This window comes from Devosia sp. (genome assembly GCF_017307495.1).
In the GTDB taxonomy this organism is placed as follows: domain Bacteria; phylum Pseudomonadota; class Alphaproteobacteria; order Rhizobiales; family Devosiaceae; genus Devosia_A.
The window spans coordinates 375,436-389,812 of record NZ_JAFKHE010000012.1; the positions used below are offsets into that span (position 1 = coordinate 375,436).

At 66.6% G+C, this 14,377-nt stretch carries 18 protein-coding genes and 2 tRNA genes; 9 read left to right on the forward strand and 11 right to left on the reverse strand.

The window, feature by feature from the left end:
- Window positions 1–83: 83 nt before the first annotated feature.
- Both J0I99_RS02425 and J0I99_RS02430 read left to right on the forward strand, forming a co-directional pair.
- Window positions 84–1,565 carry a UbiD family decarboxylase gene (locus tag J0I99_RS02425; RefSeq protein ID WP_291395574.1) on the forward strand — a complete coding sequence of 494 codons (1,482 nt, stop codon included), beginning with the start codon at window positions 84–86 and terminating at the stop codon, window positions 1,563–1,565.
- Window positions 1,562–2,155, forward strand: coding sequence for a UbiX family flavin prenyltransferase (locus J0I99_RS02430; RefSeq protein WP_291395575.1), 594 nt, complete (start codon window positions 1,562–1,564; stop codon window positions 2,153–2,155). Before J0I99_RS02425 ends, J0I99_RS02430 begins: the two co-directional genes overlap by 4 nt.
- 143 nt (window positions 2,156–2,298) lie before the next feature.
- On the opposite strand, the gene J0I99_RS02435 is transcribed toward J0I99_RS02430, so the two are convergent.
- Together J0I99_RS02435 and J0I99_RS02440 are read right to left on the reverse strand one after the other, a co-directional pair.
- Window positions 2,299–2,550: a DUF2249 domain-containing protein gene (locus J0I99_RS02435; protein ID WP_291392367.1), complete on the reverse strand. Its 252-nt coding sequence runs from the start codon at window positions 2,548–2,550 to the stop codon at window positions 2,299–2,301.
- Window positions 2,550–2,885: a metal-sulfur cluster assembly factor gene (locus J0I99_RS02440; RefSeq protein ID WP_291395576.1), complete on the reverse strand. Its 336-nt coding sequence runs from the start codon at window positions 2,883–2,885 to the stop codon at window positions 2,550–2,552. The genes J0I99_RS02435 and J0I99_RS02440 overlap by 1 nt, the downstream gene beginning before the upstream one ends.
- A 315-nt stretch (window positions 2,886–3,200) precedes the next feature.
- Between J0I99_RS02440 and J0I99_RS02445 the strand changes: the two genes are divergently transcribed.
- On the forward strand, window positions 3,201–3,857 hold the full coding sequence (locus J0I99_RS02445; RefSeq protein ID WP_291392390.1) for a Crp/Fnr family transcriptional regulator: 657 nt from the start codon (window positions 3,201–3,203) through the stop codon (window positions 3,855–3,857).
- Here the strand turns inward: J0I99_RS02445 and J0I99_RS02450 are convergent.
- Window positions 3,745–4,062, reverse strand: coding sequence for a DUF1858 domain-containing protein (locus J0I99_RS02450; RefSeq protein WP_367115344.1), 318 nt, complete (start codon window positions 4,060–4,062; stop codon window positions 3,745–3,747). The genes J0I99_RS02445 and J0I99_RS02450 overlap by 113 nt on opposite strands.
- A gap of 131 nt (window positions 4,063–4,193) precedes the next feature.
- Between J0I99_RS02450 and J0I99_RS02455 the strand changes: the two genes are divergently transcribed.
- Window positions 4,194–5,396: an NnrS family protein gene (locus J0I99_RS02455; RefSeq protein WP_291395805.1), complete on the forward strand. Its 1,203-nt coding sequence runs from the start codon at window positions 4,194–4,196 to the stop codon at window positions 5,394–5,396.
- A 102-nt stretch (window positions 5,397–5,498) separates the two neighbouring features.
- On the opposite strand, the gene J0I99_RS02460 is transcribed toward J0I99_RS02455, so the two are convergent.
- The 3 genes from J0I99_RS02460 to J0I99_RS02470 form a co-directional block, all read right to left on the reverse strand.
- A complete protein-coding gene (locus J0I99_RS02460; RefSeq protein ID WP_291395577.1) occupies window positions 5,499–5,936 on the reverse strand; it encodes a GreA/GreB family elongation factor in 438 nt (145 codons plus the stop codon).
- A gap of 19 nt (window positions 5,937–5,955) precedes the next feature.
- Window positions 5,956–6,165 carry a hypothetical protein gene (locus J0I99_RS02465; RefSeq protein WP_291392374.1) on the reverse strand — a complete coding sequence of 70 codons (210 nt, stop codon included), beginning with the start codon at window positions 6,163–6,165 and terminating at the stop codon, window positions 5,956–5,958.
- Window positions 6,166–6,266: 101 nt separating this feature from the next.
- Window positions 6,267–6,755, reverse strand: coding sequence for a hypothetical protein (locus J0I99_RS02470; RefSeq protein ID WP_291395578.1), 489 nt, complete (start codon window positions 6,753–6,755; stop codon window positions 6,267–6,269).
- 595 nt (window positions 6,756–7,350) lie between these two features.
- On the opposite strand from J0I99_RS02470, the gene rnk reads away from it, so the two are divergent.
- The gene (rnk, locus tag J0I99_RS02475; RefSeq protein ID WP_291392378.1) at window positions 7,351–7,803 is read left to right on the forward strand and encodes a nucleoside diphosphate kinase regulator; all 453 of its coding nucleotides are present in this window, start codon (window positions 7,351–7,353) and stop codon (window positions 7,801–7,803) included.
- A gap of 193 nt (window positions 7,804–7,996) precedes the next feature.
- On the opposite strand, the gene J0I99_RS02480 is transcribed toward rnk, so the two are convergent.
- The 3 genes from J0I99_RS02480 to J0I99_RS02490 form a co-directional block, all read right to left on the reverse strand.
- Window positions 7,997–8,070: transfer RNA gene (locus J0I99_RS02480), tRNA-Gly, on the reverse strand.
- A 117-nt stretch (window positions 8,071–8,187) separates the two neighbouring features.
- Window positions 8,188–8,272, reverse strand: a tRNA-Tyr gene (locus J0I99_RS02485).
- A gap of 242 nt (window positions 8,273–8,514) precedes the next feature.
- Window positions 8,515–8,889 (reverse strand): hypothetical protein, encoded by a 375-nt coding sequence (locus J0I99_RS02490; protein WP_291395579.1) that lies wholly within the window; start codon window positions 8,887–8,889, stop codon window positions 8,515–8,517.
- A gap of 123 nt (window positions 8,890–9,012) precedes the next feature.
- On the opposite strand from J0I99_RS02490, the gene J0I99_RS02495 reads away from it, so the two are divergent.
- The 4 genes from J0I99_RS02495 to rlmB are packed head-to-tail and all read left to right on the forward strand — an operon-like array spanning window position 9,013 to window position 12,216.
- On the forward strand, window positions 9,013–9,396 hold the full coding sequence (locus tag J0I99_RS02495) for a hypothetical protein (RefSeq protein WP_291392382.1): 384 nt from the start codon (window positions 9,013–9,015) through the stop codon (window positions 9,394–9,396).
- Between the two features lie 3 nt (window positions 9,397–9,399).
- Window positions 9,400–10,065 carry a response regulator transcription factor gene (locus J0I99_RS02500; RefSeq protein ID WP_291392384.1) on the forward strand — a complete coding sequence of 222 codons (666 nt, stop codon included), beginning with the start codon at window positions 9,400–9,402 and terminating at the stop codon, window positions 10,063–10,065.
- On the forward strand, window positions 10,062–11,420 hold the full coding sequence (locus tag J0I99_RS02505) for a HAMP domain-containing sensor histidine kinase (RefSeq protein ID WP_291392385.1): 1,359 nt from the start codon (window positions 10,062–10,064) through the stop codon (window positions 11,418–11,420). Before J0I99_RS02500 ends, J0I99_RS02505 begins: the two co-directional genes overlap by 4 nt.
- A 37-nt stretch (window positions 11,421–11,457) precedes the next feature.
- A complete protein-coding gene (gene rlmB, locus J0I99_RS02510; RefSeq protein ID WP_291392387.1) occupies window positions 11,458–12,216 on the forward strand; it encodes a 23S rRNA (guanosine(2251)-2'-O)-methyltransferase RlmB in 759 nt (252 codons plus the stop codon).
- A gap of 59 nt (window positions 12,217–12,275) precedes the next feature.
- On the opposite strand, the gene J0I99_RS02515 is transcribed toward rlmB, so the two are convergent.
- Both J0I99_RS02515 and J0I99_RS02520 read right to left on the reverse strand, forming a co-directional pair.
- Entirely contained in the window at window positions 12,276–13,583 is a 1,308-nt protein-coding gene (locus J0I99_RS02515; protein WP_291395580.1) for a hypothetical protein, read from the reverse strand.
- 104 nt (window positions 13,584–13,687) lie between these two features.
- Window positions 13,688–14,362 carry a DUF1345 domain-containing protein gene (locus tag J0I99_RS02520; protein ID WP_291393144.1) on the reverse strand — a complete coding sequence of 225 codons (675 nt, stop codon included), beginning with the start codon at window positions 14,360–14,362 and terminating at the stop codon, window positions 13,688–13,690.
- Window positions 14,363–14,377: the final 15 nt, after the last annotated feature.

A 14,377-nucleotide genomic window follows, 5' to 3' on the forward strand; every position in this document is an offset into this window, starting at 1 on the left:
TTGGGCCGGCCACGTTCCTTGCGCCAGGACAAGGACGGCCGCGACGACATCGGCCAACACTGCGCGACCAAGCGGAGGCGTATGTGCCGGCTGACCTGCAGAACTTCGTGGCCCGCCTCGACCGCCTGGGGCTGGTCAAGACCATTACCCGCCCGGTTTCGCTGGTGCACGAAATGACGGAAATCCACCGTCGTGTGCTCGCGGCGGGAGGCCCCGCCCTGCTCTTCACCGCGCCGGTGCTGGCAGATGGTTCGGTGAGCCGGATGCCGGTGCTTGCCAACCTGTTCGGCACTCGCGAGCGGATAGCGCTGGGGCTGGGGCAGCACGGAGCGGACCTGGCCGGGCTTGGCGCTCTCCTTGCCGAGTTGCGGCAGCCCACGCCCCCGCGCGACCTTGCCGGCCTCGGCCGATCGGTACCGCTGCTCCAGGCTGCGCTCAACCTGGGAACGCGATTGGTGCACCGCCCGTCGGTGCAGGCAGAGGTGGCCCTGGGCGAGGCGATCGATCTCACACGGCTGCCGATCCAGTGGTGCTGGCCGGGCGAGCCTGCGCCGCTGATCACCTGGCCGCTGGTGGTGACCTGCTCGCCCGACGATCCGTCCGACATCAACGTCGGCATCTATCGACTGCAGCTGCTCGGCCGCAACCGGCTGATCGTGCGCTGGCTGGCACAGCGCGGCGGGGCCGGGCACCATCGTGCGTGGCGGCAGCACGGGAGGGACATGCCGATCGCAATCGCCATCGGTGCCGACCCCGCGCTGGTTCTGGCGGCCGTCATGCCGTTGCCGGAGGGGATGAGCGAACTGGACTTTGCCGGCGTGTTGCGCGGACAGCGGACGCGCGTCGGCCGCGGCCGGACGGTCGACCTCCCCATCCCCGCCGATGCCGAGATCGTCATCGAAGGCACCGTTTCGGCCGAGGAAACGGCCGAGGAAGGGCCGTATGGCGACCATACCGGCTACTACAATGCAGTGGAGCGGTTTCCCGTCGTGTCAGTCTCGGCGGTCACCATGCGGCGAAACCCGATCTACCTCTCCACGTTCACCGGTCGACCGCCGGACGAGCCCTCGGTGCTCGGGGAAGCAATGACGGAGATTTTCGCCCCGATCGTGAGGGCGCAGTTCCCGGAAATCCGCGACATCCACCTGCCCCCCGAAGCCTGCTCGTATCGCGCCATCGTGGTGGCGATCGACAAGCGCTACCCCGGGCAGGCGCGGCGGCTCATGCTGGGCCTGTGGTCGATGCTGCCGCAGTTCACCTATGCCAAGCTCATCATCGTGGTCGACCCCGACATCGACGTACGTCGCTGGAGCGATGTTATCTGGGCGCTGTCCACCCGTTTCGACGCCTCGCGCGACCTGGTCAGGATAGACGATACGCCGATCGACTATCTCGACTTCGCCTCGCCCCAACCCGGGCTTGGCGGCAAGCTGGGGCTGGACGCCACCAACAAGATCGGCCCGGAGACGACGCGAGAGTGGGGACGGCCGCTCGCCATGCCGGACGAGCTGGTGGCGCGGGTCGACGGGTTCTGGAACGAACTGGGACTGGGAGGAGCGCCGTGAGCCACCGCATCGTGGTCGGAATCTCCGGGGCGTCGGGGGCGGCGCTCGGGATCCGCGTGCTCGAACGGCTGGCGGAGATCGAGTGCGTCGAGACCCACCTGGTCATCAGCCGGTCGGCCGAACTTACACTTGCCCATGAGGTTGCGGCTGATGCAGCGGAACGAGTGCGGGCGCTTGCCGACGTGACCTACCCCAGCGAAGCAGTCGGCGCGGCGATCGCCAGCGGCTCGTTTCGCACGGCGGGGATGATCGTGGCACCGTGCTCCATGCGGAGCCTCTCGGCCATTGCGCACAGCCTCTCGGACAACCTGCTGATCAGGGCTGCGGACGTGCAGCTCAAGGAGCGGCGGCGGTTGGTATTGGTGGTGCGCGAGACGCCGCTGCACCTCGGGCATCTGCGGGCGATGGTCGCGGCGACCGAGATGGGAGCGATCATTGCCCCGCCGGTTCCGGCCTTCTATCGCCGCCCGGCCAGCCTCGCGGCAGTGATCGACGACTGCGCCGGACGTGCCATCGACCTGCTGGGGCTTGGCATCGGACCACAGGCGGACGGCTGGACCGGCGATCTGGCAGATCGGCCAAAGCGTTAGCAGCTACGGCGAGCGCCGACACCAGCGAGAGCAGGACGCCCGTCACATCGCCCTGGGCGAGGACCGAGGCCAGGCTTGCAGCGCCGACGGCCCGGCACCGACCAAGGGCCGGCCGGGCAGCCTCGGCAGTCTTCCGGCTGCGATCAGGCAACCAGGCGGGCGATGCGGACCTGCCAGAGGTCCGGTCCGCTCTGCTCGTATATCCACTCGAAGATGCCGGGATACTCGGCGCTGAACTGATAATACAGCGGCTTCGGGTCATGATCGTTGAGGAGGACGAAGGACTCGCCGCCGCCGAGGTTCTCGAAGGTGTTGAAGATCATCGGGTGACGCAGGCGTGGCGCAATCGTGCGCACGTCGATGGTCGTGTCGGTGGATTGGCAGTCGCTGCACATCAGGTAAGCGTCCTTGTTCGCGTGCGGCCGAGCAGTTCGTAGCCGCGATCGGTGATGCGGTCTGGCGTCCAGGGCGGATGCCAGATCAGTCGGATGTCCATCCGGGTAACCTCGGGATAGCTTTGCGCGATCTTCTTCCTGACCTCGGCCAGCACCATCTCGCCGAGCGGGCAGGCACGGCTGGTGAGCGTCAGCCGGACCATAACCGCCTCCGAACTGCGCTGTGCGCGGGTGACGAGACCCAGATCGACGACGTTGAGGCCGATCTCGGGATCAAGTACCTCGCGGAGGCAATCGCTGAGGCCCGCATCGAGCTGGTCATTCTGGAGGGGCATGTGGCTACCCGGATGGAACGACACCTACGCTACTCGACGCGCATGCCACCTCTTTGCGCTGGCACAAACTCGGTCGGCATTGGCGGGCGCGTTCACCGCAACTGGGCGCGCAGTCGCCCAGCTTGAACGCTCTAATGCGCGCTGCCGCGCCCACCCACGACACATAGCCCGACAGTTCCCCGAGGATGCGTCACCCCGGCGGTTGCAGCAGGCAGCGTGACGCAGTTAGGGTGCCCTGCCCTTAAACCGGGGAAGCGCCGCTTGAGCACGACCATCGACCGTAGCGTCGTCAGAACCATTCCGCTGTTCGAGCGCATGACCGATGCCGAACTCGATGACGTGCTGTCACAGGCGGCAAGCCGGCGTCACCAGGCGGGCACCGCGGTGTTCGAGCAGGGCCAGTCGGCCGATCATTTCTTCGTCTTGCTGCACGGTCGCCTGCGCGTGACGCAGGTGACGGCAGAGGGGCAGCAGATGGTGGTCCGCATGGTCAATCCCGGAGACCTGTTCGGAATCGCCCGTGCGCTGCGCCGGCCCGACTATCCTGGCACCTCCACTGCCGTGGTTGAGAGCATCACGCTCGCCTGGCCCATGACCGCCTGGGACGGCATGCTCGAGCAACACCCGGCCCTCGCCGTAAATGCGATGCAAACGGTGGGGGCGCGCCTGCAGGACGCACATGCCCGCATGCGCGAGCTTTCTACCGAGGAGGTGGAGCGGCGTGTAGCGCACACGGTGCTTCGGCTCGCCAACCAGTCGGGCAAGAAGGAGGCCGCCGGCATCCGCATCGACTTCCCCGTTTCCAAACAGGACATCGCCGAGATGGCCGGTACGACGCTCCACACCGTTTCGCGCATTCTCAGCGCCTGGGAAGACGCCGGACTGGTGGAGGGCGGAAGGCAGAAGCTGCTGATAAGAGACCCGCACCAGCTCGTGCTGATCGGCGACGGGCACGTGCCGGGCCTGCTGTAATCGACTCGTCGATGGCCAGGGCCACTTCGCGTTCCAGCGTGTTGAGCGGAATGCCGTGCTCCTCGGCCGAGTCGGCCAGCGTGTGGAAGACGCCGATCGGACAGCCGATGCAGTGCATGCGGAAGTCGATGAAGACGCCGATCGTCGTCGGCCAGCGTTCCATGATCTCGCTGACGCACAAGTCGGAGAACTGCTCGTAGCGCATCGCTGCGTCCTCCCGCCTTTCCAGACCCGCAGGCTAGCACGGGCCGGCGATCGGTCATTGCGCTGCCGCAAAGACAGATCGGGCGGCCGCTGCGACAAGGCGGGTACGCAGGAGACACGCAGATGACGGCGATGAATGAAGGAACCCGGCGGCGGGGCGGCATTCCCCGCGGGTTGGCGACGGAGGGACCGGCCGTCCTCTCCTATGGTTTCCGTCCGTTCTTCCTGGCAGCCGGCGTCTTTGCGCCACTCGCGATGCTCGTCTGGATCGCCGAGCTGACCCTTGGCTGGGGAATTGGCGGGACGACGTACGGTGCGCTGGCGTGGCACGCGCATGAGATGCTCTTCGGCTATTCGGTTGCGGCGCTCGCCGGCTTCATGCTCACGGCAATTCCGAACTGGACCGGCCGCCTGCCGGTCTCGGGGCGGCCTCTGCTGGTGCTGGTGCTGACCTGGCTCGCCGGACGTGTCGTGATGCTGGATCCTGACCTGGTAGGAGTCTACCCAGCCGCCGCGATCGACGCCGTATTCCTGCCGCTGCTCGCCGCCATCGCCGCACGAGAGGTCATTGCCGGCCGCAACTGGAAGAACCTCAAGATTCTGGTGGCGCTGGCAACGCTTGCGGCAGTCAATCTGACCTTCCACGCGGTCCTGCTCATGGGGGGCGATCCTGCACCCGTGTTCCGCGCCGGGGTGGCGGTGCTCATTGCGCTCGTGGGGCTTGTTGGCGGGCGCATCATCCCCAGCTTTACCCGCAACTGGCTGGCCAAGGCCGGGGCCAAAACGATGCCGGCGCCGTTTGGCCGTTTCGACATGGTCGCGATGGCGGTCCCGATCGTGGCGCTTGCTGCATGGACGATTGCGCCGGGCGAGTTGCCGACTGCGGCGACGGCAATTGCTGCAGCGATCCTGCAACTGGTTCGGCTGTGGCGCTGGCGCGGCGTCGCTGCCCTGGCCGAGCCGCTGCTGCTGGTGCTCCACCTTGCCTACCTGTTCATCCCGCTGGGCCTGGCAGGTATCGCGCTCGAGGCGGCCGGTTGGCTGAGCGGAGCCTCGGTCCTTCACATCTTCACTGTCGGGGTCATCGGCACCATGACGCTGGCGGTGATGACGCGCGCCACCCGCGGCCACACAGGTCGCAAGCTCACTGCGTCGAGCCTCACGTCGCTCAGCTACCTGGCGTTGCTGTTCGCGGCGGTCCTGCGCCCGTTCGCCGAATTGCTGCCCGAACACTATCAATTGCTGATCGAGGCAGCCGGAACCTGCTGGATCCTCGCCTTCGTCATGTTCGTGGCCGAGTACGGGGCGATACTGGTGATGCGCCGGCTGGGGTAAAGGCGGGGGGCGCGCCTAACGCAACGCCGGTTCCACGCACATCGCCGGCGCAAGGCAGATCCCTGCCCCGCGCCGGCGATCGGCAGCGATAGCCGAAGGACCTCAGGGCCCGGACACTGAGGTCACAGTCAACGTGACCGGCCGCCCGTCTTCAAACGACCACGGGATCGAGTCACCGACCGACACCCCGATCAGCGCGGTGCCCAAAGGGGTGAGGATCGAGGTGCGACCGGAGCTGTCCGCCTGGTCGGGGTAGACCAGCGTGATGTTTCCGACGACGCCGCCATCGGTTCGGTAACTCACGATCGACCCCATCCGCACCGTCCCCGCAGCGAGTTCAGCCTCCGGCACGATCCGGGCCCTGTCGAGTTCCCAGTACATCCGATCGCTTGCGGTCGCGTCGTGCCCCGACCCGGCCATGGCGAGCACGTTGAGTCTTCGGTGCTCGATATCGGTCAGGGTGATCGGCGGGGCGACCTTCATCTCCGGCAGGTCGCATGGCGAGAGCCGGCGCATGGCCTGCGCAATCCTCGACAGCATGGCGCAGCTTCCCCTGCCGTCATGGCAGGGAACCCGACAGGGCACCCTGGACCCGCTGGATATCCTCGAGCGACCGAAGCCGGATCGTCATCGTCGTCGTTTCGATAGGCGTTTGCGGCGGCAGGCGGTACTCGAGATCGGGGACGTGCTGCTTCGCCCAGGCCTTGAACCGGCGCAGCTTGTTGCCGCCCTGAGCTTCCAGCGTGAGTCCGTACTTGAATGTCGTCATTTGGTTTTCCTGGGTTCTGCCCGTGCCGAACCGATCGCGGTCGTCACGCGGCCTGAGGGTGTTGGAGGGCCGGAGGCCGAGACCGCCCCCGGGTGAGGTGCTTAGGTGTGAAGCGTGGAATCGGCGGCCTGGTGCTCAGACACGGCGGGTTCTGCGTCCCTACTGTCGGCAGATTCCCCGAGTGGCCCCGGCAGCAGCCAGGCGTCGTCGTCGCTGAACACGCATTCGATCTCGACGAGTTCGGTTTGCTGCGTGCTTGTCGTGTAGGAGATCGACTGCCCAATGCTCAGCCCAAGGAGCGCCAAGCCGCGCGGCACCCACAGCGAAAGGCTTTCGTCCTCGCCGCGGACTTGTGGCTCCCAGGTCACGACCTGCTCCTCGGACCGATCGCCGTCGAGCTTGAAGCGGACCCGGCGGCCAGCCGTCACCACATCGGGACCGATGTCGGTTGGGAGCATCACCACGGCTGAGCCGAGCTTGTGGCGCAGCAGGCTGGCGAATGGCGTGCGTGCACCGATCATGGTGCACATCATGCCCTGCAGGCGATCGTGATCGCTGGTGGTGATTACGGTGGGGTGATGACCGTGCATGGACCTTCTCCATCGAAATGAAGTGACAAGTCTGCTCGTTCCCTGACGGACCTTTGGTCCGTCAGGGCTCACACCCGCGCTTGTGTGCGCCGATCCTTATGGTCGTGGCTGTCGTTCAAGTCTGATGCCAAGCTGCTGGGCCCTGCCTGCCTTGGCCGGCAGGGCGTGGTTCACGTTTGACCCGAACCCCGCGACCGGAGGCCGCGTTCGGTGATGCTGCGATGTGCGGGTGTCCCTAAGCTCGTGCGGCGCGGCGCGCCGGGGGCTTAGGGCAAGAAGCCTGCTTGGCGGTGAGCCTTGCAGGCAAGCAGCGTCGATGTGAACTGGTGCTTGCTCATGGCTCCTACATAGCCCGTACGGCCAGAAGGTCAAGGGCACCCGGGCATGTTGACAATATCGGCAACCAGCCTACGTTACTCTCATGAACAACGCTCGCGACGCCCTCAGCATGGTTGTCCGCAGGACTTTGTCCGCGGAAGTCTATCGACCCTAGGTCCGGAGCGGCGCGCCCCGGGCCTGGGGCGCCTGATCTTGCGCGCTTTCCCGTCATTATGTTCCACACCGGCCGCACCTTGTGCGGAGAGGACGCTTTTTCATGACCACTACAACGCTGCAGGAATTCACTCTGTCGCCGGACATCGTACTGTGCGCGGACGACCACGACCGACTTCGCGATCTCGCGCATGCGGGCCTGAACATGGCTTCCACCGTCGCTGACGACCTGCTTTACGAGCTCGACCGTGCCAGCGTCCTTCCCCTGCAGCAGATGCCAGCCGACGTGGTGCGCATGGGATCGACCGTGCGCTATCGCACCAGCGACGGCGAGCAGCGCGAGGTCACGCTCGTTTTCCCCGGCGAGGCTGACATCGAGAGGAACCGAATCTCCGTGATGACGCCCATCGGTGCCGCACTGATCGGAATACAGAAGGGGCAGTCGATCACCTGGACCACGCGCGATGGCCGCAAGCAGGTGCTTACGGCGCTGCGTGTCATCCAGCCGGAGAACGAAATGCCCGACGACACGCCGGAACCGCCGTCAGCGGCATGACAAGCAGGAGGACCTGGGGCCAGGCGCAAGACGGCCAAGGTCCTCCACTCCCGCCTCCGGAACTCGACACCAAGCTGCCTATTGGGCGCCAGGACTCGCAGCGTTCGCGGTCATGGCCGCAGACGGCAAATCACCGGGCACCTGGCCGGGACGTGGCGGAAGATCGTGGCCTCGTACCCTGATGGCCGGAAAATGGAGCGGGTGAAGGGAATCGAACCCTCGTATTCAGCTTGGAAGGCTGCTGCTCTACCATTGAGCTACACCCGCACCGGCCTGCGCCAGCGCTTTTAGTTGCAGGCGGGCGCCCATGGCAAGCCCCTCGGAAGGACGCGACACCGCCTCGCCGACACCTTCCACACGTTCCGTCATGTCATGAAAAGGGGGTGGTGGGAGAGGTAGGACTCGAACCTACGAAGGCTTAGCCAGCGGATTTACAGTCCGCCCCCTTTGCCACTCGGGACACTCTCCCGGTCCCTTGGGAACCGCTGGCTTTCGCCAGGCGCCGAACCACCGTTCTAAGCGCGTGCGGTTTATGCTGACGCGCGCCGGACCTGTCAACACCGAATATGATGCACGGCACCGCTCAAACAAGAACCGCCGACCGTGGGTTGGCGTACCACGGTCGGCGGCAGTGACCTGCCCCGGCGGCTGGGGATCAGGTCTCAGGCGCGCTGCCCAGTTCGGGTCTGGGGCGGGCGCGCGCCGAACCGGTCAGTCGTCGTCGCCCTCATCATCGGAGTCGTCGCTGCTGTCGTCTTCGCCGCTGTCGTCATCGCCGCTGTTGTCATCACCACTGTCGTCGTCGGAATCGTCATCGCCACCGTTGGTGCTGCCCGTGATGTCGAAGACCGACTTGTCGCCGCCCGCGGCCAGATCCTCGGCCTCGCAATGGACCTCTCCCGTGACGTCGGTGCCGTTGAGGCCCGGAAGCGTGGTGGTGGTCTCGCTGTCGAGCGGGACGGTGGCGCAGTAGGCCGCCAGCGTCTCATGCGAAACGAGGTCTTTGATGCTGGTTGCCGCCATTGCGGGATGTGCAGCCAGGTGCATGAGCAGGATGAGCAGAGAGCTTGCTGTTGTGGCCTTCATTGTCGATCTCCTAGAGTGACGCGGTCCGATCTGCGAACGTGAATCACCTAGCAGATCGGGCCTTACCGCCTCCCGGCAGGCTCCGTAAGCCAGCCGTAAGCAACGACCGGGTAGCCTTGTTCGATGGATCGTCGACACATTCTTGTTCTGCTCTTCGCGCTCTCGGCCCTGCCGGCTACCGCCGCACTCGCCGACGATGACAGCGAGGACCATTCCGGCGATGATAGCCCGGACGACGGCGGCTCGGATCACGACGGAGAGGATGACGACGGCGAATCGGGCGGCAAGGACCACGACAGCGTGCTCAAGGCCGTCGAAGATGACGGTGCGCTGAGCCTCGAGCAATTCCTGCCGCTCTTCAGGCGCCAGCTCGAGGGCCGGGTCGTCGACGTATCCCTGACCGAGCGGCGCGGCGCGCTGCTTTTCGTCGTCACGTTCATCGATCCCGCCGGACGGGTTCGGCGGGCGCGCTTCGATGCCCGCACGGGCTATCTCGTGGAGCAGTAGGCGTTGCGCATCCTGGTTGTGGAAGACGACGACGGCATTGCCGCCACCATCCGGTCGGCTCTTGAGCTCGCGGGGTTCTTGGTCGAGCGCGAGGCCAACGGCGAGAACGGCTGGTTCCGCGGTGACAGCGAGGCGTTCGACGCCATCATCCTCGACCTTGGGTTGCCGGTGCTCGACGGCCTGACCGTCCTCAAGCGCTGGCGCAAGGCCGGCGTCGCAACGCCTATCATGATCCTTACCGCGCGCGGCAACTGGGATGAGCGCGTCGAAGGAATCGATGCCGGCGCTGACGACTACCTCGCCAAGCCCTTCCGCGTCGAAGAACTGGTCGCACGGACACGCGCCCTGCTCCGCCGGGCTGCCGGACACCCCTCGCCCATCATCGAGCTCGGCGAGATCAGCCTCGACACTCGCCAGGTGAGGGTCGCCAAGTCGGGACTCCCGGTACCCCTGTCCCCGCAGGAATACCGCCTCGTCAGCTACCTCATGCACCATCGCGGGCGCGTCGTCGGCCAGCCTGAACTGACCGAACACCTCTACCTGCAGGATACCGAGCTCGACTCCAACGCCATCGAGGTGCTGGTCCGGCGTGTCCGGCAGAAGCTTGGCACGGATGCCATCGTGACCCGGCGCGGCTTCGGCTATGGCATGGGCCTGGGGCCCGAATGAACGTCGGATCGCTCCGCCTCCGGTTGTTACTGCTCGCAGCTGCGTCGCTGATCGTGGTGTTGATTGTCGCCGGCTTTGCCTTCGCGTCGACATTCGCCGGTCACACGCAGCGCGTCCTCGAAGCGCGCCTGCTCGCGGAACTCAATCGCGTCGTCGCCCTCGTCGACGCGGCGGCGGACCAGCCCGGGCTCCGCCGGCCGATGCCGGACGCCCGCTATGAGACCCCGGCGGGCGGCATCTACTGGCAGATCCGCGATCCCGCAACGGGAGTGACAAGCCGCTCGCGGTCGCTGTGGGACGTCGTCCTCGCGCCGACCCCCCTGCCCACCGGAGGCGATACCGCGACTGTCTCATCCACCGGCCCGGACGGCCAGCGCGTATTGGTCGTGGGACAGAGTCTTGCGTTCGAACGCCAGTCGACCACCGATCGCCAGCTAGAGGTGATGGTCGCCGAGGACCTCGCCGACGTCGACGCCGCCAATGCGGCGTTCCAGTCGGACCTTGTCCGGTCCCTAGCCATTCTTGCGTTGATTCTCATGGCGACCTCGTGGGCCACGATCGAGCTCGGCCTGGCCCCGCTGGCCCGTATCAAGCAGGGCATAGCCCGGGTTCGGTTCGGTGGCGCCAAGTCCCTCAGCGGGGCCTACCCGTCCGAGGTCATGCCCCTCATCAACGAAGTGAACGAACTTCTGGAAACCCAAGAGCGCTCTATCGAATTCTCGCGCGAGCGTGCCGCCGACCTTGCCCATGGGCTGAAGACGTCGCTGACCTTGCTGAATGGCGAAGCTTTCGAACTCGAGCGTGCCGGGAACACGGCGTCGGCAAGACGCATAGAGCAATTGACCGGCTCGATGACCGCCACGGTCGATCACCAGTTGCGGCTGTCGCGGCTGCGCCATCGCGTCCGCGGCGATGGCCAGTCCACGCCGCTGGCCGAGGCTGTGCGCAAGGTGGTCGCTGCGGTCAAGGCAACCCCCGCCGGACGGCAGTTGGAATGGGAGGCCCTGGTTGAGGATGATCCGAAGGTTGCAGTGGATGCGATGGACCTGTCGGAGCTGCTCGGCATCGTCCTCGAAAATGCCGCCGAGTGGGCCCGGTCCAAGGTCGCGGTCGATGCCAGGCTCGAAGGCGAACGGGTGAGGCTTCTCATCATGGACGACGGCCCCGGGCTTGATGACGCTGCCCTCGCTACCATCGGTGAGCGTGGCAAGCGTCTCGACGAGCAACGCCCCGGAACGGGGCTGGGCCTCGCCATCGCCCGCGAGATCGTGTCGCTCAACGGCGGGACGATCGCGTTTTCCCGCGCCGGCGCGGGTGGCCTCGCGGTCGCGATCGAGCTGCCGTTCGCCCGGTAACTTGTGGCGCGCGGGGAAAACCGCTACCGCATCGGTCATGAGCCGCAACAAGTTTCCGCCCAAGCCCAAGTACGATCCGGATACCGGTCCGGTCTACCTGTATGGTCTGCATACCGTCCGCGCAGCGCTGGACAATCCGCGCCGCGAGAAACGCGCCCTGCTGGTCACGCCGAACGCCCTGATGCGGCTCAGGGAGGACGGCGGTGTGGTGGACATGAAGTACACCGAGACCACGCCCAAGGAGCTCGACCGTCTGCTCGGCACCGACGCGGTGCACCAGGGTGTCGCCCTCGAGGTCGAACCCGTCAGCCGCTTTGGCCTGGCCGACATCGCCGATCCACGGCTCGTTGTCGTCCTCGACCAACTGACGGACCCGCACAATGTCGGCGCCATCCTGCGCACGGCGTGCGCATTCGGCGCCGACGCCGTCGTCACCACGGCGCGCCACTCGCCCCGCGAAACGGGCGTGATGGCAAAGGCCGCGTCCGGCGCTCTCGACCTGGTACCGATGATCGAAGTGCGCAACCTCGGCGACGCCCTCGAGACGCTGAAGCAGCGTGGCCTGCATGTCGTCGGCTTTGATTCGGAGGCCCCTGCCCCGCTCAGGCCGCGCATCGACGACGTGCCGCTGGCCATTGTGCTCGGAGCGGAAGGCAAGGGGCTGCGCCAGCGCACGCGCGAGCTTTGCGACGAGATGGTGCGGCTCGACATGCCGGGGCCGATCAAGTCGCTCAACGTCTCCAATGCCGCTGCCATCGCCCTGTTCGCAGCCACTGCTGGCCGGCCGCAGACGTAGCAAGTCGCCCCACGCGGGTTGGAGACAGGCGGAGGAGGCTCCTCCGCCTGCTGAGAGGGCTAAGGGGTCGTGCAGCGCACCATCGACTTACCGTCGACCGTGATCGAGTCGGGACCTAACTGGGCGATGACGATCGACCTGTCGCCCACTTTCACCGTCGCCTTGCCATCAACCGCGGGGACCATGTTGATGATGTTGGGCAGTTCCGCTCCCTGACGCAGGCTGACGCTGGTGATCACCAGGTAGTTTGTACCCCCAGCCTGGTCGACCGTTCCACACGCCGCGTGATCGGGCGCCCACACGCCAAGGTATCCGATCTGGCTCCGGTCGGCTGACGCCGCGATCCGGGTGTCGGGCTTGAGACCCTCGGCCGGCAGGGTGCCCATGGCGGGCGTGGTCATCATCGGCTGGTTCGCCGCAGCGACTGCGGCCGCCGCGTCCGCGGCCCCTTTGGTCTCGGCACTCGTCGTCGCAGGAGCGCTCACAGTCGCGGGCGTTTCGGCTTTGGCTACCGCGGCCGCAGCATCGGCAGCGCCCTTGGCTGCTGCCGTGCCGACCCCTGCCGTCGCGGCTGGAGCGGCTGTCCCGGCCGCTGCGACGGCCGCCTCGGCTGCCTTCTGCTCTTCCACGGCCTTCGCTGCTGCGGCTGCCTCGGCCGCCTTCTTCTCCTCCGCGGCCTTCGCTGCTGCGGCTGCCTCCGCTGCCTTCTTCTCCTCCGCGGCCTTCGCTGCTGCGGCTGCCTCCGCTGCCTTCTTCTCCTCCGCGGCCTTCGCTGCTGCGGCTGCCTCGGCTGCCTTCTTCTCTTCCGCGGCCTTCGCTGCTGCGGCTGCCTCGGCCGCCTTCTTGTCTTCCGCCGCCTTGGCCGCTGCCGCTGCCTCCGCTGCCTTCTTGTCTTCCGCCGCCTTGGCTGCTGCGGCTGCCTCGGCCGCCTTCTTCTCTTCCGCGGCCTTGGCCGCTGCCGCCGCCTCGGCTGCCTTCTTGTCTTCCGCCGCCTTCGCCGCTGCCGCCGCCTCGGCTGCCTTCTTGTCTTCCGCCGCCTTGGCCGCTGCCGCTGCCTCCGCTGCCTTCTTGTCTTCCGCGGCCTTGGCTGCTGCGGCTGCCTCGGCCGCCTTCTTCTCTTCCGCGGCCTTGGCCGCCGCCTCGGCTGCCTTCGCCGCTGCGGCTGAGTCGGCCGCGGCCTTGTCCGTAGCTGCCTTCTCTTCCGCCGCCTTCTGCTCCGCAGCCGCCTTGTCCGCATCCGTCGGGGCAGCGGGCGCCGGCGTGGTGCTGGAGGTGGCTGGCGGTGGCGGCGAGTTATTGTCGCAGCCGGCCAGCAGCAGCCCCAGTGAAACGGCCACGGACAATGCCAGAAGGCGAATTCGTCTCATGATGGTTCCCTCATTGCAGATTCGTTGGGAGGCTTTGGGCGAGTACGCTTGTTCGGCTACGAATAGACCACCGGCCCCGCCGTCTCGCAATCGTTCGCGGACATTCAACCGCCAGCCACGGTCACGACCACGTTGACCGTTGCCGCGACGATCACCGTGTTGAAGAGGAATGAGAACACGCCGTGCAGCGTCACCCGTCGCCGCATCGCGCCGGATGTGATTGCCACGTCAGCCACTTGCGCCGTCATGCCGATCACATAGGAGAAATACAGGAACGCGTAGCCGTCGGGACGCTCGTGCCCGGGGAAGGCCAGTCCGCCCATGATCGCTTCAGGCGAACCCGCCTTGGCATCGAGGTAGTATTCATGTGCGTAGTGCAGCGCCGCCATGGTGTGCACCGTGAACCAGCCGAGTAATACCGAAACGACACTGACGCTGATTTCCAGCCAGTCGGCAGCACCGCCGTCGTTGAGCGTCAGGAACAGCGAACCCACGGCGACGATCACGACCACCACTGTCACGCCGAAGATCGCCGCCACCGGCGAGTCGGCATCGTCCGGCCGCTGCATCAGGAACTGCGCCGTGAGGGCGGGCAGTTCGATGGCGACCAGCCCCAGGTAGACGGCGAACATCACGTTTGCGCCCAGTGCAATCGCATAGGCCGGCGCCACCAGCGCCAGGGCCAACCCCGCGATCGCGCCAGCCACAACGCCGGCATAGAACGCAAAATGGCGCGGCAGCCGTCCGTAGAGCGCCGCGATCCTCCGCCTCCCTGCCAAGGCAAACCTCCCGGG